Raw genomic sequence first — 22395 nt, 5'->3', positions numbered from 1 at the left:
TGCTCGAGCCATTATAACGTTGCTTTATGAAAGCAAGTCAACGGACGGGAATTAGCCTTGCTCGCCGTTGTTCATGATTTCATCAAAAGCTGCTGCTTTTTCAGTCACCTTAGCTTTCGCTAATACGGCGTCAACCGCTTGCTCTTCCAGAGCCAGGTTACGCATCTGCTCGATGGTTTCCTTGTTTTCGTTGAAGTACTTGATGACTTCAGCAGGATCTTCGTAAGCAGAAGCTTGGTTAGCGATCAGCTCTTGAACACGAGCGTCATCAACTTTGATGTCTTCAGAGCGGATCACTTCACCCAGCAGCAAACCAACCTGTACGCGGCGACGGGCTTGGTCTTCGAACAGTTCAGCAGGCAGCTCAGGCAGGTTGCCAGCGTTTACGTTGCCACCGAAGCGAGAAAGCGCCTGGCGACGCAGGTTGTCAACTTCCTGGGCAACCAGGGCAGAAGGCAATTCAACGTCGTTGGCTTTGATCAAGCCGTCAAGTACTTGGTCTTTGATTTTGTTGCGAAGAACATTGTTGAGCTCGCGCTCCATGTTTTTCTGTACTTCGGCTTTAAGGGCTTCCAGACCGCCGTCTTGAACGCCAAAGCGAGTCGCAAACTCGTCGGTCAGTTCAGGCAGTTCTTGCTCTTCAACCTTAGTGACTTTAATGGCGAAGCTGGCCGCTTTACCTTTGAGGTTTTCAGCGTGGTAATCTTCAGGGAAGGTCACTTCGCTTACCAGCTCTTCACCGGCTTTTTTACCGATGATGGCATCTTCAAAGCCAGGGATCATACGGCCTTGGCCCAGTTGCAGTTCAAAGCCTTCGGCTTTGCCACCTTCGAATTCTTCACCGTCAATGCTACCAACAAAGTCGATAGTCACTTTGTCGCCATTAGCAGCGGCTTTGTCAGACTCTTTCCAAGTAGCGTGCTGCTTTTGCAGGGTTTCCAGCATTTTGGCGAGGTCTTCGTCACCAATCGCAACGGTCGGCTTTTCTACTTCTACTGTGTCCAGACCTTTTAATTCGATCTGTGGGTACACTTCAAAAGTGGCGGTAAATTCGAAATCACTACCGGTTTCGTCTTTGGTGATTTCAAAGTTAGGCGCGCCAGCCGGGTTCAAGTTTTCTTTGACGATGGCATCAATGAAGTGACGCTCAACCACACGTTGAGTCACGTCGTTACGTACCGCTTGGCCGTAACGTTTTTTGATGATGCTGGCAGGTACTTTGCCCGGACGGAAACCGTCAACTTTCGCGCGCTTGGCTTCTGCACGCAGGCCAGATTCAACAGCGCTGTCAATGGTGTCAGCCGGCACAGTGATGGTCAGGCGGCGCTCCAGGCCTTGTGTCGTTTCAACAGAAACTTGCATCGTTTTACCTCGATAAATTGTGATCATCGGCGCAGCCGGTGCAGCGCCTTTTTTAACTGAAAGGCACGGCTAAAGCCCTGCCCCAATATTCTTGCAGCCCAGGCAAATCAAGGCCTGGCTGACATTTGGCATACAGAATGACGCGCCATTATAGCGGCGGTTTTCAAGAGAGTCGAGGAAGGGGCGTTAAAGCTGGCGATAAATGCAGCAACGATGCTGGCTAGAGGCTGGATTCTCGAAACGGCAGCAGCGCTTTTTGCTCAAGCCGGTAGGCTTCAACAAGCGGCTGTTCTTCATTCACAAAACGAAATACCGCATCCATGAAATCAGCATTGGCCAACCAGTGTGCTGACCAAGTTGCAATGGGCTCAAAGCCGCGCTGAATTTTATGCTCGCCCTGGGCTCCGGCGTCAAAATGTTCAAGACCATTGGCAATGCAATATTCAATGCCTTGGTAATAGCAGCACTCAAAATGCAGCCGGTCAAAGTCCGCCAGGGCTCCCCAATAGCGGCCATAAAGACGGTTTTTATCTTTAAAAAATAGCGAGGCGGCCACCATTTCGTCGCCGTCAAAAGCGGCGGCTAGCAGCACATTTTCCGGCAGTTTTTCACCCACCGTCAGAAAAAAAGCTTCGGGCAGGTAACCATTATGGCCACTGCGAATAAGGTAGGTGCGCTGATAAAAAAGATAAAAGCGCTGCCAAAATGAGGTGGTGATATCAGGCCCTTCAATCAACCTGATGACAAGGCCCTCGGTGGCAAGCTGGCGTTCTTTTTTGATGGCTTTGCGTTTTCGGGCCTTAAGAGCCGCCAAAAAGTCGTCAAAATGCTGATAGCCACGGTTATACCAGTGAAATTGCGTGCCTTCTCTTAAGGCAATACCGGGCATTTGCTGCGGCTTTTTTTGAGGGAATAAAAGATGCCACGACGAGGCGCCCAAGCGCACAGCTTCATCACTAAGCGCTTGATAAACAGCTTGTTGCTGCACCAGATCAAAAGGCTCTTTAGTCAATAAACGCGGGCCGGCAACCGGCGTAAAAGGCACGGCTGCCACCAGTTTGGGGTAGTAATCAAAACCGTGTTGGTGGTAGGCCTGTGCCCAGCCGTGGTCAAAGACATACTCGCCGTAACTATGGCTTTTCACATAGAGCGCCATGGCGCCAATCAGGTTTTGGCCTTGGTAAATCAGCAGATGATGCGGCTGCCACCCCGTGCCCTGGCCTACGGCGCCGCTTGTTTCCAGCGCCGATAAAAAACCGTGCTGCACAAAAGGGTTGCCATCTGGCACCAGTGCATCCCACATTTGAGCGTGGATGTCTTGCAGGCTGCTGATAAAACGACATTCCATAAGACGACATGGCGTGAAGAACACAAGCCCATGAGCTTAAGCAACTTAAGAGGGAAATGGAAACACTTAACAGATGGGGTGGACGATGGGACTTGAACCCACGACAACCGGAATCACAATCCGGGGCTCTACCAACTGAGCTACGCCCACCATCGAAATGGCGCGCCCTACAGGATTCGAACCTGTGACCCACGGCTTAGAAGGCCGTTGCTCTATCCAACTGAGCTAAGGGCGCAAATCCTTCAGACACAGTTCGTGGCCTGAAAAGCGGAGCGCATCATACAAAGATGCCAAGGCCCGGTCAACTGCCACGAGAACATGGCCTAAGTACCTATTCTTTGCGACAATATGCCCGCCTATGCTCATTAAAACGATTTCCTGAAGGATTATTGCTGCATGTCTGCTCAAATCATCGATGGCAAAGCGGTTGCTGCTTCTGTTCGCGAAAAAGTCAAAAACGCCGTAAGTGATCGCCGCGCTGCGGGTAAACGTCAACCCGGTTTGGCGGTAGTACTGGTAGGGGCCGACCCGGCTTCACAAGTGTATGTGGGCTCCAAACGCCGGGCTTGTGATGAGGTGGGCTTCTTGTCCAAATCATTCGACTTGCCAGCCACCACCACTGAAACTGAGCTGCTGAGCTTAATTGATGAACTGAACAGCGATGCCAGCATTGACGGCATTCTGGTACAGCTGCCACTGCCAGCTGGTATTGATGCCACCAAAGTACTGGAACAAATTCGCCCCGACAAAGACGTTGATGGTTTTCACCCCTACAACGTTGGCCGTTTGGCCCAGCGTATTCCGGTGCTGCGCCCTTGCACGCCCAAGGGCATTATTACCCTGCTCGAGTCGATTGATTACGAACCCCATGGCAAACATGCCGTCATTGTTGGCGCCTCGAATATCGTTGGCCGCCCCGCCACGCTGGAGCTACTGCTGGCAGGTTGCACCACCACCACCTGTCACCGCTTTACCCATGATTTAGAAAGCCATGTGCGCCGCGCCGATATTTTGGTGGTGGCAGTGGGTAAGTCTGAATTTATTCCCGGCGACTGGGTAAAAGACGGCGCCATTGTGATTGATGTGGGCATTAACCGCCAAAGCGACGGCAAATTGCGCGGCGATATCGGTTTTGACGAAGCGGCCAAACGTGCCAGCTTTATTACCCCCGTACCTGGTGGCGTTGGGCCGATGACCGTTGCTACGCTAATGGAGAACACCTTGGAGGCCTGCGAACGTTTCCATGACGCTTAAGGATAAGCTCAACGACATTATTTTTGGTTACAGCACGCCCGGTGGGCGTGCCTTTGACCTGTGCCTTATCATCGCCATCGTCGTGAGCGTGGTGGCGGTGATGCTCGATTCAGTGGCGCCTATTCATCATCAATGGAAAGTGGAACTCGCCGCCGCTGAATGGTTTTTTACCGGCCTTTTTACCCTCGAATATCTCGCCCGCTTTTATTGCGCACAAAATCGCTGGCGCTACCTGTTTAGCTTTTATGGTTTGGTTGATTTGTTATCGATCATCCCCACATACCTGGCGCTACTGGTACCCGGTGCCAGTACCTTGCTGATTGTGCGTATTTTAAGGGTGCTGCGAGTTTTTCGTATTCTCAAACTAATGGAGTACTCCAACGCCTCGCAGCGCTTGGTGCAAGCCATCATTCAATCTGGGCCGAAGATCTTTGTCTTTTTTGCCTCTTTGTTGGGCTTGGTAACGGTGTTTGGCGCCTTGATGTACCTTATCGAAGGGCCAGAAAACGGCTTTACCAGTATTCCGCGCAGCATGTATTGGGCCATTGTGACCATGACCACTGTGGGTTATGGCGATATCAGCCCTCACACACCGCTTGGGCAGGCATTAGCTTCTGTAGTGATGCTACTGGGCTATTCGGTAATAGCGGTACCCACCGGCATTTTAACCAACGAACTGGCCAAACAGCGTTACAGCAAAACCTGCCCCAGTTGTGGCCGAGAAGGCCACGAACCCGACTCACGCTTTTGTCGCCACTGCGGCGCCAGGCTTTAAATAAAAAACGACTACGGTCTTTTTTGATACAGGTCCGAAAAGGGCGAGCAACTCCGCCTCTGCTTTTTCATCATGGTCGCCTCATTGATGAAGGAGAAAACAGATGCCGCCCCCTATCCAGCAAAAGCTGGCCAAGCGCTTTCGCGAATTGAATCAACAGCCGCTGTTACTGCCCGGTATCTGGGATACAGCCAGTGCTTTACTGTTTGAGAAAAACGGCTACCAAGCCATTGGCACCAGCAGCGCTGCCCTTGCCTACAGCCAGGGGTTTGCTGATGGCCAAGGCCTGACACTGGACAACCTATTGCCGTCTTTGGCGGCGATCACGGCCAAAAGCCAACTGCCACTGAGCGTCGACATCGAAAGTGGCTACCAGGATTTGTCCCAAACGGTACAGGCGGTGCTAGAGGCAGGCGCGGTCGGCATTAACCTTGAAGATAGTTTGCCCGGCAAAGGGCTTATTGATGTTGCTGAGCAATGCCAGCGTATCGGTTTGGTGCGCGACCTTGCCGAGCGCTTTGGCTTGCCGCTTTTTATCAACGCTCGTACCGACACCTACCTGCTGGCTACAGACCATGCCCTTGAAGAAAGCCTTTGCCGGGCGGCCGCTTACCAGCAAGCAGGTGCCGACATGATTTTTGTGCCCACAGTGTCAGCCTCTGCCGACATTAAGGCATTGGTGCAGACAAGCCCCATTCCGGTGAACCTGATGGCCCTGCCCGGATGTAACGCCACCGATTGGTTTGCCCTCGGGGTAACCCGAGTGAGCCTGGGCTTGGGGCCCATACTGGCAGTATTGGGCTTACTGGATGCCATTGCCGCGCAATGTCTACATCAGGGCCATTGGCCACTGATGGACCAATACCACTTTGGCTTTGCCAAGGCGCAGATGCTTTTCAGCTGAAAAAAAGCCCGGCTAAGCCGGGCTTTTTCATTAGGCTTTTCGCCAACTGGTGCCTTGTGGGCCATCTTCGAGGGTGATGCCCAGTGCCGTTAAAGCGTCGCGCGCGGCATCGGCCGCCGCCCAGTCTTTATCTTTTCTCGCTTGATTGCGCTGCTTAATAAGCCCTTCGATATGCGCCACGTCCAGGTCACTATCGTTGCCTTTCAAAAAGTCTTCAGGCGCACTTTGCACAATGCCTAATAAGCTCCCTAACTGCTTAAGGGTTGCGGCAAGGGCCGGGGCATCGGCGCGCCCTTCTTGCTTGGCTTTATTCAGTTCACGGGCCAGGTCGAAAAGCACCACCAGCGCTTCCGGGGTGTTGAAGTCATCGTCCATGGCAGCATCAAACTTCGCCGCCCAGCTGGGTTCAACCTCACCGCTGGCCGCCACATCCCTAAGGGCGGTATAAAGCCGCTCAAGGCTGGCATGGGCCTGGTTAAGGTTGTCAGTGGAATAGTTAAGCTGGCTGCGATAATGGCTGGTCAGCAAGAAATAGCGCACTGTTTCAGCGTTATATTCTTTAAGCACGTCACGCACGGTAAAGAAGTTGCCCAAGGACTTGGACATCTTTTCCTTGTCGACCTGCACCATACCGGTGTGGATCCAGTAGCGTGCAAACTGCTCGCCACTGGCGCAGCAGCTTTGAGCAATTTCATTTTCATGATGGGGGAAAGTGAGATCAGAGCCGCCACCATGAATATCAAATACCGGCCCAAGGTGTCTTGACGACATGGCAGAGCATTCAATATGCCAGCCAGGGCGGCCTTCGCCCCACGGCGAAGCCCATTTCGGCTCGCCAGGCTTGGCATGCTTCCACAACACAAAATCAAGGGGGTTGTGTTTACTCTCATCCACCTCAACCCGGGAACCGGCTTGCAGGGCATCGAGATCCTGGCGAGACAATTTGCCGTATTCCGGGAAGGATTTAACGTTAAAGAGCACATCGCCGTTGTCCGCTTCATAAGCATGACCACGTTCAACCAAGGTTTTCACCATGGCGATAATGTCATCCATATGGGTGGTAACCTTGGGCTCGATATCCGGCGCCAGAATGTTCAAGGCGGCAAAGTCTTCACGCATTTTGGTGGCAAAGCGCTCGGTAAGGGCTTCGCAGCTTTCGCCGTTTTCGGCAGCACGCTTGATGATTTTGTCATCCACATCGGTGATGTTGCGCACATAGGTGACAGTAAAGCCCTTATGGCGCAAATAACGATTAATCACATCAAAGGCCGTGTAGGTACGGGCATGGCCAATATGCATTAAATCGTAAATAGTGATACCACAGACGTAGAGTGACACCTTACCGGCTATAAGAGGTTTGAAGAGTTCTTTTTCACGGCTTAAGGTGTTGAAAACTTTCAGCATGACAACCTTGGCATTAGAAACAATAAACACATTGTATTGCGACTAGCTGGTTGCGTCACCGCCAAATTAGGTAGAATGCGCCCCGACTAGCCAAGAGGACAGAATTCATGGTCATTTTGCATACTAATTACGGCGATATCAAAATTGAACTGAACGCCGAGAAAGCCCCGGAAACCGTTGCCAACTTTGAGCAATACGTAAAAGACGGCTTTTACGACAACACCATTTTTCACCGCGTGATTGATGGTTTCATGATCCAAGGTGGCGGTTTTGAGCCTGGCATGAAGCAAAAAAGTGCCCGTGCGCCCATTAAAAATGAAGCCGACAACGGCTTGGTTAATGCCAAAGGCACCGTTGCCATGGCTCGCACCCCTGATCCGCACTCGGCCACGGCCCAGTTCTTTATCAACGTCAAAGACAACGACTTTTTGAACTTCCAGTCAGCCACTGCCCAAGGCTATGGCTACTGCGTGTTCGGCGAAGTGGTAGAAGGCCAGGACATCATCGAGAAAATTAAAGCCGTTGCAACCGGCTCTCATGGTTTCCACCAAGACGTGCCTTTGGAAGATGTGATCATCGAGCGTGCAGAGCTGGCGTGATCCTTTTTATTGCCGATTTGCACTTAAGCCCGGAACGCCCCGATATATTCGAGGCGTTTCGGCGCTTTATGACAACAGAAGCCCCAAAAGCCGAAGCACTTTATGTGTTGGGGGATCTTTTTGAAGCCTGGATAGGCGACGACGATAACAGCACCTTTAACCAAGCCGTTATTGCCCTTTTTAAAGCCAATGCCGACCAAGGCGTTGCCCAATTTTTTGTGCACGGTAACCGCGACTTTTTAATTGGCAAGCGCTTTGCCAAGGCGGCCGGCATGACGCTGCTGCCAGAAACCGCCGTTATCGACCTTTACGGTACCTCAGCCCTGGTGATGCATGGCGATACCCTTTGCACCCTCGACACCGACTACCAAGCCTTTCGCAAAAAAAGCCGCAGCAAATTTTGGCAGTGGCGCATGCAGCTGCTGCCGCTGTGGCTGCGCCGCCGCATCGCCCGTAAAGCCCGCGCTAAAAGCCAAGCCAGTAATGCCATGAAAAGCGACGCCATTATGGACGTCACGCCAGCAGAGGTAGACAACGTAATAGCAAAATACCAGGTACCATTGCTTATTCATGGCCATACCCACCGGCCCAATCGGCATCAACATCCAGGCGCAGAGCGCATTGTCCTGGGTGACTGGTACGAACAAGGCTCGGTACTGGTGGTAACGCCAAATAGCATTAGCCTGGAAAAACGCCCTTTTGAAAAAAGCGCCTGAAGGCGCTTTTATGCAGGCACACCGCTATGAAAACGAAACTGCGTGTCCGGGCTTGTTATTAGCAGCGCTTCTTGTTCCCGGAAAAAGGCAACACGCTGGCTAATATCCTCAGCCGCCACCTGTTCGGCCAAGGCTAAGTAATCTTGGTAGTGGCGCGCTTCCGAGCGCAGTAACGACACATAAAAACGGCCAATATCCTCATCTAAATGTGGCGCTAACTTGGCAAAACGTTCACAGGAACGGGCTTCAATAAAAGCGCCGACAATCAATTTATCCACCAGCGTCCAAGGCTCATGTCCCCTGACATGGCCGATAAGTCCTTTGGCATAGCGGGCGGCGGTAACGGTGTCATAAGGCACCTTCTTGGCCGCCATGATGTCCAAAACCTGCTCAAAATGGTGCAGCTCTTCTTTAATAAGTCGCACCATTTTGTCGAGGATGTCCGGCCCATGGGCAAAGCCGTCTTTACTTTGCAGCTCACCAATCAGGGCGTTTTTGGAGCCACTAAAATCGCCCGTCGCTTTGCGATACACAAAATCTTCATAGGGTTTCACCCATACCAACAAGGCTTGACCGCTGGCGTTATCAACCGCATAGCGGCGAATAAGCCAGATTGCCGTTTGCGCCGCTTTTAACTCGCAATTGCAGTGGTCAATAAGAAGAAGCGGCAAATTGCTGGGTTTAACGGCTTCGTTTAACCAAGCATCCGGGGTTTCACAGCCCAGAAAATCGGTAATGGGGCTAAGCAACGATTGATAAGGTGACAAACTGACAGCCATGACAACTCCTGCAAATGACTGGCGGATCCTAATGAACCCTTAGCGCTTGGACAAGTTTGCCGGGCCATAACGTGGACATTTTTGCTTGGCCCAGGCTTGCTCCCATTTATTCATGCGCTCTTTTAACTGCCGCTGTAGTTTGCTGTAGGCCTTAGACTTTTGCTTTTTCTCTATGGCTTTGACTTCCTGCGCTATATGCCGGCAATCTTGCGCCATCGCTTTATTATCACGAATAAAGGGGTGACCAACCGCCGCAACCGAAAGCCACAGCATAAAAGCCGCCGCCACGAAAGGCTTCATCGCACTTCCTCCATGAAGTGTTGAAAGCCTCAGTATAGAAAGCGCGCCCGGTAACAACCTTTTTATCTGCGCACTGCCACCGTGCGTGGTTGCTCATGGCCAAGTCAAAAACCCAAGTCAGCAAGACACTGCCTGCAACAGAATATCTGTAATATAAGGAGCTTACGGCTTTCGCTGTTATTGAGCGCTTTTCATTGACAAGCCGATATCACGGCCACCTGGCGGTAATACGTGAGATAAAAAAGCGGCTTAAAGCCGCTTTTTTTATGACTGGCACACCACTTTTATGGCTAAGGCAATGGCCTTATCGGGGATTTGCTCACGAGTCTGGTCAACCGTCAGCAAGTCACTGTCAAACTCAACCCCGCCGCCAACATTGGCGGTTTGGGTATCGCAATTAACGCCTAGCGGCGCCAGCAAGTCGCCCGACTTACCATCACGAATAAGAAGGTAAGGAAATGCCCCTTGATGATGCATTCGTAACGACCAGCTGTCGCTGTATGGGCCACCAATAGATTGGTCATAAAGATAAACGTCCTGCCCGGCCAAACAGCCAAGGCTCGCCACGATCAGTACCGCAACGGTCGTGAACCGAATTGTTCTTTTCATTTCGTCCTTTGAACCCCTAAGCAACAAATCGGCAGCGTAAAAACAAGCAAGGGCGCTACCGCTACTTTTTCGTTTTTAGTTTATTGCCATCCGCCCAAATCGGTTTGAGCGTGATCATAACTTTTATCTTAAGTCACACAATGAGACTGCAGCCGTGCGGCTTATCATTGCAAGCTATCAGCGACACGTCAGAGCAGCACCTGAAATAAACCTGCAGCCATAAAACAAAAAAGCGGCCCTTGGGGCCGCTTTTTTTAGGCGTCTTCGTTATGAAGTTCGAGGTTCGGGTCTTCGATAGCGGCTTGCTGGTTTTTCGCCTGGTCTGAACGCGCTTCATCGAGCGCATCAAGATAAGCTTGGTCAACATCACCGGTTACGTAGTTGCCGTCAAATACCGAGGTTTCAAACTGCTGTACGGAAGGATTTTCTTCACGCACTGCATCGATTAAGTCAGAAATGGATTGGAAAATAAGGCCATCGGCGCCAATTTCCTCGCAGATGTTATCCACTTCCCGGCCATGGGCAATCAGTTCATTGGCCGAAGGCATATCGATACCATAAACGTTCGGGAAGCGGATCTCCGGGGCGGCTGAGGCAAAGTAGACCTTATTGGCACCGGCATCACGTGCCATTTGAATGATCTGCTCAGAGGTGGTGCCACGGACGATGGAATCGTCTACCAGCAACACATTCTTGCCCTTGAACTCAGCATTGATGGCGTTGAGTTTACGGCGTACTGACTTACGGCGAATGGTTTGCCCCGGCATGATAAAGGTACGGCCAATATAGCGGTTTTTCACAAACCCCTGACGGTAAGGCAGGTTCAGTACACCGGCAATTTCCAGGGCGATGTCGCTGGAGGTTTCAGGAATGGGGATAACCACGTCAATATCGAGGTCACTCCATTGTTTTTTGATTTTTTCACCAAGGTGGCGGCCCATGTGCACCCGGGCGGCATAAACAGAAATGCCGTCGATGGTGGAATCGGGGCGGGCAAAATAGACGTATTCAAAAATGCAGGGGCAATGCACCGGGTTTTCAGCACACTGCTGGGTGAACAGTTCGCCGTCTTCGGTAATATAAACTGCTTCACCGGGCGCCACGTCACGCATGAACTGAAAACCCACCACGTCTAGCGCGACCGATTCAGAAGCCACCATGTATTCCACGCCATCGGCGCCTTCACGGCGGCCCAGCACCAGCGGACGAATACCGTAAGGGTCGCGAAACGCCACCAAGCCATGGCCAATGATGAGTGACATCACCGCGTAGGCACCACGGCAACGACGATGGGTTTCGGCAACGGCTTTAAAAATATCTTCTGGCTGCAAGGAAATGGCAGTGCATGAAGTTAATGCATGGGCAAAAACGTTCAGCAAGATCTCGGAGTCGGACGTGGTATTGATATGCCGGCGCGCTTCTTTGAACAGGCTTTCTTGCAGTTCGCGGGCATTGGTAAGGTTGCCGTTATGGGCAGCAGCAATACCAAAGGGGGAATTCACATAAAACGGTTGGGCTTCGGCACTGGATGATGAACCGGCTGTCGGGTAACGAACATGGCCAACACCAATGTTGCCTGACAGACGCTCCATATGGCGGCGCTCAAAAACATCCTTAACCAGTCCGTTGGCTTTGCGCAGACGAAAAGTATTGTTTGAGATGGTCACAATACCAGCAGCGTCCTGTCCGCGGTGTTGGAGCACGGTTAAGCCGTCGTAAATGGACTGGTTAACCGGAGACTTGCCAACGATACCGACGATACCACACATGTTTCGTTCCTCTTGGTTAAGGCGTTAGCCTTTCGGCAAAAAGCTGGAGCTATGTTGCAGATATTCAAAAAACCATTGCACCACGACACCAAATTGCGGAATCAATTTCGATGCCTTCCACCAGTCGGTGTGGGAAAGGTTGGTAAAACTGTCTAACGCAAACAACAGGGCTGCAACCACCAGGACACCACGCAGTGCCCCGAAAATCATACCCAGCAGCCGGTCAAAACCGCTCAGGCCGGTTTTATCAACCAGTTGTCCAATAATGTAGGTCAGTAGCCCCCCCAGGATCAGGGTGGCCACAAAAAGTAGGGCGATGGCCGCCGCGTTACGAATAAGCGGATCACTCAGGCCAGTAAATAGAACAGCCAGCTTGGGATAAAAAACACTGGCAACAAAAAATGCTGCGATCCAAACCACCAATGACATCGCTTCACGCACAAAGCCCCTAACCAGGCTTATCAGTACGGAAACGCCTATGATGACCAAAATCGCGATATCGACCCAATTCATGCAGTCACGCAAACGTTTTAGTTTTAACGGCGGCGTATTCTAACCCAGACCACCGGTCTGTGGTCAATCTACTGAAGCGGATCATATTGAAAGACTCGGCCTTTTAAACCGCTAATGTGATTTAGCTTGTCGATCTGGGCGGCCAGACGGCTCTTATCGGTATCAGGCCCTACCAGCACTTTAGACAAACCACCTTCTTGCACTAAAAAGGCTTTGTAGCCACTGCTGCGCAGCTGCTTAACCAGCGCTTGGGCTGATTGATGGTTGCCAAAGGCACCCATTTGAATAACCCAAGCATCGCCTGCCACGGCAGGTTTGGCTGCTGTTGACGTTTTTGCCGGTGGCGGTGTTACCTTCGCCGAAGCGGCCGGTGAAGCGCTGCTACTGGTAGCCGGCGTCTTTGCCGCATCATTGTCTGGCAGCGGCGTGGCTTTAGGCACCGTCGCATTGGTGGCCAAGGCGTCACTGGGGTACGTCGCTGGTTTTGGGGTATCGCCTAGCTCAGGGCGCAGCGGTATCACTTCGTATTTTTCTGGCGTTGGTGCCTCGGGCTCCTTTAAAAGCTCCGGCACAATCAGCGCCAGCAACGCGACGACTACCAAGGTGCCTACAATACGGTTGGTCACAGAACTTGCCACCCTTAATCCCCCTCCGGCAAAACCTGAGCCACAGTGTAAAAGGAACCAAAGACAATAACCACGCTATCGGCGCTGGCTGCCTTAATCGCAGCTTGCAAAGCGCCAGGCACATCGTCAAAGCAGCGGTCAGTACCGAGTATCTTGGCCAACACTTCGGCTTTGGCAGCGCGGCTAATTCCTGGCAGCTCGGCCAGATACCACTGGCAAACCGCCGTCATTTCCTTAAGCGTACCGCCAATGTCTTTATCAGCCAGCATGGCACAGACAGCATGAATGACTTTACCGGGGTAACGCCGCTCTAACTCGGCATTTAAATAACGCGCGGCGTGGGGGTTGTGGGCGACATCAGCCAAAACCAACGGCGAGCGGTTTAATACCTGCATCCGCCCGGCGAGCTTGGCGCTCACCAAGCCTTGGTTAATGGCGTTATCGTCAACCGCCAGCCCAAGTGCCTCCAGCGTTTTTAGGGCAGTGGCCGCGTTAGGGAGTGGTAAAGATGGTTTTGGGTATTCCTTAGCGTTAAAGCGCCAGCTGTCGCCAAGGTCCTGATAGGTAAAGTCTCGACCAACCCAGCTTAACTGCGTGCCGATACGCAGCACTTGTTGTAAAAACACCGCCGTTGGCTCGGGTTCACCGCACACCAATGGCTTGCCTTGGCGGGCAATCCCTACCTTTTCCCGGGCTACCGACTCGCGAGTATTGCCCAAAAAGGCTTGGTGATCTAAATCGATACTGGTGATAACCGCCACATCGGCGTCAACGATATTGGTGGCATCCAAGCGCCCACCGAGGCCGACTTCCAAAATCACCACATCCGGCGCTTTGGCGCGGCATAACCACAAGGCGGCCAAGGTAGAAAATTCGAAATAGGTGAGGCTGATATCGCCGCGCGCTTGCTCTATGGCGGCAAAAGCATGGCAGTGCTCGGACTCTGCCAGCATTTGACCGTTAACACGCAAGCGCTCGCGGTAATCTTTTAGGTGCGGCGAGCTGTAAACCGCCACCGAATAGCCGGCCGCCATCAAGATATGCTCGAGCATGGCGCAGGTTGAGCCTTTGCCATTGGTGCCGCCAACCAGCAATGTTTTACTGGTAAGCGGCAACAAGCTTGCCTTATCGGCCACGTTTTTAACCCGCTCCAGGCCCATGTCAATGGTGCTTTGGTGCAGGTTTTCCATATGAAAAAGCCAGTCCGAGAGGGACTGGCCTGATAATGTGCTCATCGCAATTTTGCCCTTAGGCAGCCGAATCGGTGCTGGGCTGCCCCATCATCTTGGCCAGCAGACGGGCGATTGTATCACGCATCTCACGGCGGTCGACGATCATGTCGATAGCGCCCTTTTCTACCAAGAATTCAGAACGTTGAAAGCCTTCTGGCAAGTCTTCACGTACGGTTTGTTTGATAACCCGCGGGCCTGCAAAACCAATCAGGGCTTTAGGTTCAGCAACGTGAACATCACCCAGCATGGCAAATGAAGCCGACACGCCGCCCATGGTCGGGTCGGTCAGTACCGAAATAAACGGCAGGCCTTTGTCGCTCAGCCTTGCCAAGGCGGCAGAGGTTTTGGCCATTTGCATCAGCGACATCAAGGCTTCTTGCATACGGGCACCGCCTGATGCAGAAAAGCAAATCATGGCGCGGTTTTCTTTGATGCAGGTCTCGACCGCACGAACAAAGCGGGCACCGACAACCGAGCCCATGGAACCGCCCATGAAAGAGAACTCAAAACAGGCCGTTACCACGGGCAAGCCTTTGAGTTGGCCTTTCATCACAATAAGCGCGTCTTTTTCACCAGTGCTTTTCTGGGCATCAGCGATACGGTCTTTGTATTTTTTAGAGTCGCGGAACTTCAGAATGTCCTGAGGTTCAAGCTCAGCGCCCAGCTCTTCACGGCCGTCTTGGTCCATAAAGCTGTCAAGACGCGCGCGGGCCTTGATGCGCATGTGATGATCACACTTAGGGCACACCTCTAGGTTGCGCTCGAGCTCGGCACGATAAAGGATTTGGTCGCAAGAAGAACACTTGGTCCACACCCCTTCCGGGATGTTTTTACGATCTTGAGAAACAGTTTTGGTTTTATTGAGGATCTTTTCAATCCAGCTCATAAGACACCTGTAAGAGCCATGGAAACCTTATAATCCATGGCATTAAATCATAGTTACGTATTGGTTTTTAGCAAAAACTGGTCAGCTCAGGGGGTCGGGCAAAAACAAAGGCCCCGGCTGCGGCTTTGGTAAGCCAAATTCTTCCGGGTATGTTACCGCCACCAAATACAAGCCATTGGCCGCTGCTGTTGCCGGGGCTTGGCTTCGGTCTTTAACTGCCAATAAATCAGCCACGGCTGTTTCTGGCAATTCGCCATCGCCCACCTTCAACAAGGTACCAACGATATTACGCACCATATGGTGCAAAAAGGCGTTGGCTTGGATATCGACCACCACATAATGGTTAAAGCGACCAACTGAGACGTTCATTACATTCCGAAATGGCGAATTTGACTGACATTGCACGGCGCGGAAGCTGGTAAAGTCATTCTCCCCCAGTAATGACTGGGCTGCGCGGTGCATTGCCGCTTCGTTTAGCGGCTTATGGTAGTGGGTGACACCATGGCGCATAAGACCTGGCCGATAGGGCTGGTTGACGATGATGTAGCGGTAACGGCGGGCCGTAGCCGAAAAGCGGGCGTGAAAATCATCCGCTACCGGCGTTGCCCAGCGCACGGCAATATCATCGGGCAAATTAGAATTAAGCCCCATGGTCCAAGCGCCCTCCCCCCGCACCGCACTGGTGTCAAAATGCACCACTTGGCCGGTACCATGGACACCCGCATCGGTTCGGCCAGCACAAAAAACATCAACAGGCTCATTGGCGACCTTACTGATAGCCGCTTCCAGACGTTCCTGAACGCTGTCAACTTCTTGCTGGCGTTGCCAGCCGTAATAGCGGCTACCGTCGTATTCGATGCCAAGGGCAATGCGCATTGGGTACTCTCATGGGTCAAATCTGGCCCGGCATTATAGCCACAAATAAAAAGCGGTGGCATCGGCCACCGCTTTTTTACCATCAAAGGCTTAGCTTAAGCGCCCTAACAACTTAATGGCTTCGGCTTTTTCTTCCTCGCTGCCTTTGGCTTGCACTTCATCCAACAGCTCACGGGCGGAGTCTTTGTCATCAATTTCCATATAGGCCCGTGCCAGGTCGAGTTTGGAAGCCATTAAGCCTTCATCAATACCGTCGCCCCCTTTATCAACCAGTCCGTCATAGCCTTGCATATCGAGATCGGCGGACCAATCACCGTAAGGGTCTTCCTCGGCGAGGTCGCCCTCGCTGTCCTGCATCAAATCATCGATATCGATAAACTCGCTGTCAGCTTTGGCGCTAGTGCTCGTACCGCTTTCGCTGGCAGCGGTTTTGTCGGCCGATTCGGGCTCAGGCGTGTCCCACTCAAGGCTGTTGGCTGAGTCTGCTTTTTCTGCCTCTTCGGCTTGCTCGGCCGCAGCCTCTGTATCAAAGCTAAGCTTTTCATCGTCATCAACCGCCATGGTTGAGAAGTCGAACTCTTCATCGTCGCCAGGCAAAGTGAGTTCGTTTTCACCGGCAAGCTCACCTTCAAGGTCTAATGACTGGTCGTTATCGTTAAGCTCAAGCGCATCGTCGCTGAGCACTAACTCGTCATCACCAAGGTCGCTGTCATCAAGGTCAAAGCTACCCTCGTCATTTAACGCTTCAGGCTCAACCGCTACCGGCTCTGTAAGGTCAGTTGCGGTTTCAGCCAGATGCATGGCTTCTTCTTCCGGCGCGTCGGGCTCCTCTTCCAGCGGGGCTATCAGTTCATCGTCTTCAACCAGCAGATCCTGGTCATCAATCGGTGAATCGGTAGGTGCTGCACTCAACGCGGGTTCGTCTTCCACTTGAGCTTCTGGCAACTCGGCTTCAGGTGCCGGCACGGCATCGTCAGTAACCGGTGCAGGTTGTGGCTCTGACGCAATAGCCTCTTCAGCCACCTCGGCAGGTGGCACATCCGATGGCGGCTCCGCGGTGGCTGCCGCATCTTCACTCAGCAGCGCTTCAGCATCATCTAAAGCCGACATGAGTGCTTCTTCATCGGCCGGCTCGCCACCGTCTTCAGCCGCTTCTTGGTCTGACAACATCGCTTCGGCTTCATCCAGATGCTGCTGCGTTGCCTCTTCTTCTTTGGCCAGCCAATCGTCTAAGTCGCCTTCTTCATCCAAACGAATGGCAAAGTCGTCTTCTTCTTCAAAGCTGGCGTTATCATCAAAGCTGGCGTTGTCATCAAAAACCGCATCGTCAGGCAGCTCTTGCAGCATCTCGTCCAAAGACGCATCCGCTAATGGGTCGGCCTCTGCATCAACTTCATCAACAGCCGGTTCGTCGGCCTTTTCTTCGGCCAGCGCTTCTGCGCCAATGGCAGCACCAGCAATAGCCGCCGCCGCGGCAATTTCAGCATCCGGTGGTTCCGGCGTGGGATTACGGCTGGCAAAGTTTTGCTCAGGGCTAGCAGCATTATCGTCTTGCTTTTTACGCCGCAGCAGCAGGAACACCACCGCCAGCGCCAACAGCACCACGGCGGCAATCAAGCCCCACCCCACAGGCGAGCCCAGCAGATGTTGCAGCGCGCTTTTCTCGACCGGTTTCGGCTTATTCAGCTCGCTATTTTGTTTGTTGATCACCTGACGCAGCTCATCCTGCATCTTGGTTTCATCAGACAACTGCTGTTGCAGACTCTTAAGCTCTTCCATCATTTGGTTGATGCGAAGTTTAAGCTGCTTGTTTTCGGCCAACACCTGCTCAAGGTTGTCGGTGGTGGACGATACCTCTTGGCGCAGTTTTTCAACTTCCGCCAATTTGGCCGCATCATCGGCTTTGACTTCTGCCTTGGGCTCGGCCTTTACCACCGGTTTTGCTTGTGGCTTAGGCGGTGGCGACATTTTAACGACCGGCTTGGCAGGCTTTTTAGCCGGTACGGGTGCCACTGTGCTCGCACTATTGCCACGAGTACCCTTATCAAAACGCGCCTTGGCGGTTTGTTCATCGACGGCGCGAATTTCATCCAGGGTTGGCACACGCAAAATAGCGCCTTTCACCAAGCGGTTGATATCGCCGTTAACAAAGGCTTCCGGGTTTTTGCGCTCAATGGCAATCATCACCTGATACAACGACACCTGGGTACTGGGGCGAACCTTATTGGCAATGCTCCATAAGGTGTCACTGGGTGAAATGGGTCCATAGACTTTGCCTTTAGGCGCGGCCGGTTCTGCTGTTGGCGTTGATTTAGGTGGTTCCGGGCGCGGTTTAGGCGGCGTAATGGCCTGCCCTCTGGTTAACTGGCTGGCCGTGGCGGGGCCGCCGACAGAGCGTGGCTGCGGTTGAGGGCGGTTAGAGGCAATGGCGTTCTCATCTTGCGGCATAACCGCCATGTTGCTACTCGGTTTTTCGTCCAGCAGCAAATCGTAGTCATTACCAATGGCGCCATTTGGCAAACCGCCCACTTGTACCTGGAGAGACACAAAAGGCGCACTGATGGCTTCATTGGAGCGCAGTACTAAGTAGCGACGGCCATTTTCGGTCACCACGTCGGCCACACGTAAGTTAAGGTGCTGTCCTTTGGGATCAAACGCCTGACGGGCAGACAGTTGAATATTTACCCGGGACGGGTCTATCGGCTCTGGGCCAACAAGTTCTAGCCTCGCAGAAAAAGGTTGATTCAATGCTGAGCTGACTTTCAGCTCACCCAATTCCAGTGCAAGCGCCTGAAAGCTGATACCAGCAGTCAGGACCAAGGCAAGTATCCTTGATAATTTCATGCCAATCCCCGGGGCCCTCAAGAGCCCGTCCTTTGTATTAGTATCCTGAAGCTATCATAAACAAGGCAATTCAATGTCGCCAGTAACTAAAAACCGCCCTAAAGGGCGGTTTTCTTTAACGATAGTGGGCTAACCAATATTCGGCAATCTGCACACTGTTGGTTGCAGCACCCTTTCGAACGTTGTCGGCAACGACCCAAAGATTTAAGCCGTTAGGGTGGGTAAAGTCAGCGCGAACACGGCTGACAAAGACAGTGTCTTTACCTGAGGCGTGCGTCACTTGGGTGGGATAATCGGCGTCAGGCACCAGTTCAACCCCCGGCGCTTGGGCCAATAACTCTTTCACTTCGTCCACATCAACCGGTTGCAGTGTTTCCAAATGCACCGCTTCGGCGTGGCCATAAAAAGCGGGCACGCGTACACAGGTGGCATTTACGGCAACGGATTCATCACCAAAAATCTTCTGGGTTTCCCAGTGCATTTTCATTTCTTCTTTGGTGAAACCGTTGTCTTGGAACACATCGATTTGCGGCAAACAGTTAAATGCGATTTGTTTGGGGAATTTATTGGTTTGCGCTGGGCGGCCACTTAACACGTCAGCACTTTGCTTGGCTAACTCTTCCATGGCACTGCGGCCAGCGCCAGATGTTGCCTGGTAGGTAGACACATTAATGCGCGAGATCTGATAGCGGTCGTGAATAGGTTTTAGCGCCACCAGCATCTGAATGGTCGAACAGTTAGGGTTGGCAATGATATTGCGGTTGCGATAATCAGCAATGGCTTCAGGGTTAACTTCCGGCACCACCAAGGGGATCTCTGGCTGGTAACGAAATTCAGAGGTGTTATCGACCACCAGCACCCCGGCATCAGCAGCAATAGGTGCCCATTGGCGTGACACACTGCCGCCAGCGGAGAAAAACGCTAACTCAACCTGGGTCCAGTCAAACTGTTCAACGTCTTCAATAATGAGCGTCTTACCCTTGAATTGACGAGTCTGGCCAGCAGAACGGCTCGATGCCAGCAAAAACAGCTCACCGACCGGAAATTTGCGCTCTTCCAAGAGCTCCAGCAGGGTATCGCCAACAGCGCCAGAAGCGCCCAGAATAGCCACGTTGATTGTCATTGTTACCTCGTCAATGAGACACCAGGGCCCAAACCTTGGTGCCGTCTTCTAAAAATTCACAGTCAAGACTTTGCCACTCTCGCCTTTTCGGATAACTGCGGCGCAGTACATCAAAACTTTTTCCGGCTTTTAAGCCTTCCCGGAACCAGGCGTCGTCATCACGCACGTCATACACCAAGTTCCCTACTTTACGCACGTCTAACTGGTTGCCATTAACCCGTGTTACTGCCGGTAACGGTAGCCACTGTTCAAAGTGGCCACTGGCCGTTAGCCCTTGTTGCTGGCAAAGCGCCTGGTAAAGCATCCAGGTGCCACGGCGCTTGCCTTCAATGCTATGGCCGGCAATGTGCGGCGTTAACCACCTTGCTAGGGGCAGTAATCTTTTATCAAAATCAGGCTCGGTCTCATAAACATCCAGTACCGCTTCACCGGCTCCTTGTTCAAGCCAGGCAACCAAGGCGCTGTTATCCACCACTTTGCCGCGGCAGCTGTTAATCAGCAAAGCCCCGGGTTTCATGGCCGCCAGGGTCTCGGCGTTGAGCATCTTTTCGGTGGTTTTACCCCCCGGCACATGCAAGGTCAACACATCGACCTGGGGCAGCATTTGCGCTAACGAAACAAAGTCTGGCTCATGTCTTGGCGGATCGCAGCACAGCACCTTAACACCCAGCGCATTTAGCCGTCTAGACAGCCGGGAGCCAATATTGCCAACGCCGACCACGCCCACCGTCAAATCAGCCAAAACATGGCCTTTGGCCTGCTGCCAGTTCAGCACGGCAGACAACACATAATCGGCTACTGCATCGGCGTTACAACCGGGAGCCGCGGTCCAGAAAATACCGCGCTGCTCAAGGGCTTCGATATCAAGATGGTCGGTGCCGATGGTGGCAGAACCGACAAAACGCAAGTGTGGGGCTTGCTCTAAAAGCGCAGCGTTAACAGCGGTAACAGAGCGCACCAGCAGTACGTCGGCACAAGCCAATTGCTCGGCAGTTGGCGTGCGGCCATCAAAACGCTGGATGTTACCGAATTCTAAGAAGAGTTCTTCAACCAACGGCATCAGGCCGTCGGCAAGGATATTTAGCATGGTTAAGACACAAAAAAACCGGTTTGAGGTGAGTCTACCCCAAACCGGTCTTTTTAAAAGGCTTAACCTTGGTAGCGTTTCAGTACCAAAGAGGCGTTGGTGCCGCCAAAGCCAAAGCTGTTGGACATCACCAAATCAAGCTTGGCCGCTTTCGCTTCACGCACTACCGGCAGACCAGTGGCTTTTTCATCGAGGTTTTCGATGTTGACCGACGGCGCCACAAAGTCATGCTTCATCATCAGCATGGAATAAATGGCTTCGTGCACACCGGCGGCGCCTAGGGCGTGGCCGGTCATGGCTTTGGTAGCCGAGATAGCGGGCGCTTTGTCACCAAACAGGGTTTGAATGGCTTCCAGCTCTTTAACGTCCCCTACCGGCGTTGAAGTGCCGTGGGTATTGATGTAGTCAATGTTACCCTCCACACCGTGCATCGCCATTTGCATGCAGCGCAGTGCGCCTTCGCCAGAAGGGGCTACCATGTCGTAGCCGTCAGAGGTGGCACCATAGCCAACGATTTCAGCGTAGATGGTGGCACCACGTGCCAGCGCATGTTCCAGCTCTTCAACCACCACCATGCCGCCGCCACCGGAGATAACAAAACCGTCACGGTCAGCATCATAGGTGCGGGAGGCTTTGTCGGGGGTGTCGTTGTACTTGGTAGACAAGGCGCCCATGCCGTCAAACATCATGGCCAGGGTCCAGTCAACTTCTTCACCGCCACCGGCAAATACCACATCTTGCTTACCCAGTTGGATAAGTTCGGCCGCATGACCAATACAGTGGGCAGAGGTGGAGCAGGCGGAGCTGATGGAATAGTTCACGCCCTTAATTTTAAAAGGCGTTGCCAGGCAGGCAGAAACGGTAGAAGACATGGTACGCGGTACCATATAAGGGCCAACACGCTTCACGCCTTTTTCACGCAGGGTGTCTATAGCCAGGCACTGGTTCTTGCTAGAAGCACCACCGGAGCCCGCCACAATACCGGTACGGATATTGGAAACCTGGTCTTCACTGAGGCCTGAATCTTGGATGGCCTGCTCCATGGCAATGTAAGCGTAACCGGCAGCTTCACCCATAAAGCGCAGGGCTTTACGGTCAATGTGCTCGCTGATATCCAGTTTGACATCACCCCAAACCTGGGACCGCAGCCCCTGCTCTGCAAACTGCTCAGAACGGGTGATACCACTTTTACCGGCTTTCAGGGACGCCAGCACTTCCTCTGCGTTGTTGCCGATGCTGGACACAACGCCCAGACCGGTGATCACGACGCGCTTCATCATGCCTCACTTAATTAAATTTCATTAACCCTATGGTACGCAATGCAGCTTGAGTAAGTGGTCGGCTTTCCCCATGGCTCAACACTGCTGCCAAGGGTAGAATACGCCACCC

Annotated in this window: 21 protein-coding genes and 2 tRNA genes; 5 read left to right on the top strand and 18 right to left on the bottom strand. The window is 52.7% G+C overall.

The annotated features are described in order from the left end of the window. Positions 1-51: 51 nt before the first annotated feature. The 4 genes from tig to DW350_RS07620 form a co-directional block, all read right to left on the bottom strand. Positions 52-1362: a trigger factor gene (gene tig / locus DW350_RS07635; RefSeq protein WP_115720588.1), complete on the bottom strand. Its 1311-nt coding sequence runs from the start codon at positions 1360-1362 to the stop codon at positions 52-54. 220 nt (positions 1363-1582) lie between these two features. Then, positions 1583-2710 carry a GNAT family N-acetyltransferase gene (locus tag DW350_RS07630; protein ID WP_115718294.1) on the bottom strand — a complete coding sequence of 376 codons (1128 nt, stop codon included), beginning with the start codon at positions 2708-2710 and terminating at the stop codon, positions 1583-1585. A 74-nt stretch (positions 2711-2784) separates the two neighbouring features. Beyond that, a tRNA-His gene (locus tag DW350_RS07625) sits at positions 2785-2860 on the bottom strand. A gap of 8 nt (positions 2861-2868) precedes the next feature. After that, positions 2869-2945, bottom strand: a tRNA-Arg gene (locus tag DW350_RS07620). A 161-nt stretch (positions 2946-3106) separates the two neighbouring features. On the opposite strand from DW350_RS07620, the gene folD reads away from it, so the two are divergent. The 3 genes from folD to DW350_RS07605 all read left to right on the top strand — a co-directional run bounded on the left by folD (position 3107) and on the right by DW350_RS07605 (position 5643). Further along, complete coding sequence (folD, locus tag DW350_RS07615; RefSeq protein WP_115718293.1) at positions 3107-3964, top strand: bifunctional methylenetetrahydrofolate dehydrogenase/methenyltetrahydrofolate cyclohydrolase FolD; 858 nt, start codon at positions 3107-3109, stop codon at positions 3962-3964. Continuing rightward, positions 3954-4739, top strand: a complete 786-nt coding sequence (locus tag DW350_RS07610) for an ion transporter (RefSeq protein ID WP_115718292.1) — start codon at positions 3954-3956, stop codon at positions 4737-4739. Before folD ends, DW350_RS07610 begins: the two co-directional genes overlap by 11 nt. A gap of 103 nt (positions 4740-4842) precedes the next feature. Then, positions 4843-5643, top strand: coding sequence for an isocitrate lyase/PEP mutase family protein (locus DW350_RS07605; RefSeq protein ID WP_115718291.1), 801 nt, complete (start codon positions 4843-4845; stop codon positions 5641-5643). A 30-nt stretch (positions 5644-5673) separates the two neighbouring features. Here DW350_RS07605 and cysS read toward each other — a convergent pair whose 3' ends face one another. Beyond that, entirely contained in the window at positions 5674-7047 is a 1374-nt protein-coding gene (gene cysS / locus DW350_RS07600; protein WP_115720587.1) for a cysteine--tRNA ligase, read from the bottom strand. A gap of 107 nt (positions 7048-7154) precedes the next feature. Here cysS and DW350_RS07595 point away from each other — a divergent pair, with 107 nt between their 5' ends. Both DW350_RS07595 and lpxH read left to right on the top strand, forming a co-directional pair. Further along, positions 7155-7646 (top strand): peptidylprolyl isomerase, encoded by a 492-nt coding sequence (locus DW350_RS07595; protein ID WP_115718290.1) that lies wholly within the window; start codon positions 7155-7157, stop codon positions 7644-7646. Further along, complete coding sequence (lpxH, locus tag DW350_RS07590) at positions 7643-8362, top strand: UDP-2,3-diacylglucosamine diphosphatase (RefSeq protein ID WP_115718289.1); 720 nt, start codon at positions 7643-7645, stop codon at positions 8360-8362. Before DW350_RS07595 ends, lpxH begins: the two co-directional genes overlap by 4 nt. Before the next feature lie 8 nt (positions 8363-8370). Here the strand turns inward: lpxH and miaE are convergent, their stop codons facing one another. The 13 genes from miaE to fabB form a co-directional block, all read right to left on the bottom strand. Beyond that, complete coding sequence (gene miaE / locus DW350_RS07585) at positions 8371-9141, bottom strand: tRNA isopentenyl-2-thiomethyl-A-37 hydroxylase MiaE (RefSeq protein ID WP_115718288.1); 771 nt, start codon at positions 9139-9141, stop codon at positions 8371-8373. 39 nt (positions 9142-9180) lie between these two features. Next, positions 9181-9441 carry a hypothetical protein gene (locus tag DW350_RS07580; RefSeq protein ID WP_115718287.1) on the bottom strand — a complete coding sequence of 87 codons (261 nt, stop codon included), beginning with the start codon at positions 9439-9441 and terminating at the stop codon, positions 9181-9183. A gap of 264 nt (positions 9442-9705) precedes the next feature. Then, positions 9706-10050 carry a hypothetical protein gene (locus DW350_RS07575; RefSeq protein WP_115718286.1) on the bottom strand — a complete coding sequence of 115 codons (345 nt, stop codon included), beginning with the start codon at positions 10048-10050 and terminating at the stop codon, positions 9706-9708. 254 nt (positions 10051-10304) lie between these two features. Further along, positions 10305-11819, bottom strand: a complete 1515-nt coding sequence (gene purF, locus DW350_RS07570; RefSeq protein WP_115718285.1) for an amidophosphoribosyltransferase — start codon at positions 11817-11819, stop codon at positions 10305-10307. Between the two features lie 24 nt (positions 11820-11843). Beyond that, positions 11844-12332, bottom strand: a complete 489-nt coding sequence (locus DW350_RS07565) for a CvpA family protein (protein ID WP_115718284.1) — start codon at positions 12330-12332, stop codon at positions 11844-11846. A gap of 68 nt (positions 12333-12400) precedes the next feature. Then, complete coding sequence (locus DW350_RS07560; RefSeq protein ID WP_152032955.1) at positions 12401-12958, bottom strand: SPOR domain-containing protein; 558 nt, start codon at positions 12956-12958, stop codon at positions 12401-12403. Positions 12959-12972: 14 nt separating this feature from the next. After that, on the bottom strand, positions 12973-14193 hold the full coding sequence (gene folC, locus DW350_RS07555) for a bifunctional tetrahydrofolate synthase/dihydrofolate synthase (protein ID WP_115718282.1): 1221 nt from the start codon (positions 14191-14193) through the stop codon (positions 12973-12975). 13 nt (positions 14194-14206) lie between these two features. Continuing rightward, positions 14207-15076: an acetyl-CoA carboxylase, carboxyltransferase subunit beta gene (accD, locus tag DW350_RS07550; protein WP_115718281.1), complete on the bottom strand. Its 870-nt coding sequence runs from the start codon at positions 15074-15076 to the stop codon at positions 14207-14209. Positions 15077-15157: 81 nt separating this feature from the next. Beyond that, complete coding sequence (gene truA, locus DW350_RS07545; protein WP_115718280.1) at positions 15158-15952, bottom strand: tRNA pseudouridine(38-40) synthase TruA; 795 nt, start codon at positions 15950-15952, stop codon at positions 15158-15160. A 90-nt stretch (positions 15953-16042) separates the two neighbouring features. Further along, on the bottom strand, positions 16043-18772 hold the full coding sequence (locus DW350_RS07540; RefSeq protein ID WP_192954852.1) for a motility hub landmark protein FimV: 2730 nt from the start codon (positions 18770-18772) through the stop codon (positions 16043-16045). A 139-nt stretch (positions 18773-18911) separates the two neighbouring features. Next, the gene (locus tag DW350_RS07535; RefSeq protein ID WP_115718278.1) at positions 18912-19919 is read right to left on the bottom strand and encodes an aspartate-semialdehyde dehydrogenase; all 1008 of its coding nucleotides are present in this window, start codon (positions 19917-19919) and stop codon (positions 18912-18914) included. A 10-nt stretch (positions 19920-19929) separates the two neighbouring features. Then, entirely contained in the window at positions 19930-21006 is a 1077-nt protein-coding gene (locus DW350_RS07530; protein WP_115718277.1) for a 4-phosphoerythronate dehydrogenase, read from the bottom strand. Between the two features lie 62 nt (positions 21007-21068). Then, positions 21069-22283 carry a beta-ketoacyl-ACP synthase I gene (gene fabB, locus DW350_RS07525; protein WP_115718276.1) on the bottom strand — a complete coding sequence of 405 codons (1215 nt, stop codon included), beginning with the start codon at positions 22281-22283 and terminating at the stop codon, positions 21069-21071. Positions 22284-22395 lie beyond the last annotated feature (112 nt).

Source organism: Gallaecimonas mangrovi, from assembly GCF_003367375.1.
Lineage (GTDB): Bacteria > Pseudomonadota > Gammaproteobacteria > Enterobacterales > Gallaecimonadaceae > Gallaecimonas > Gallaecimonas mangrovi.
Note: the sequence above shows the minus strand (reverse complement) of the source record. Positions and strands in the feature narration are given on the sequence as shown.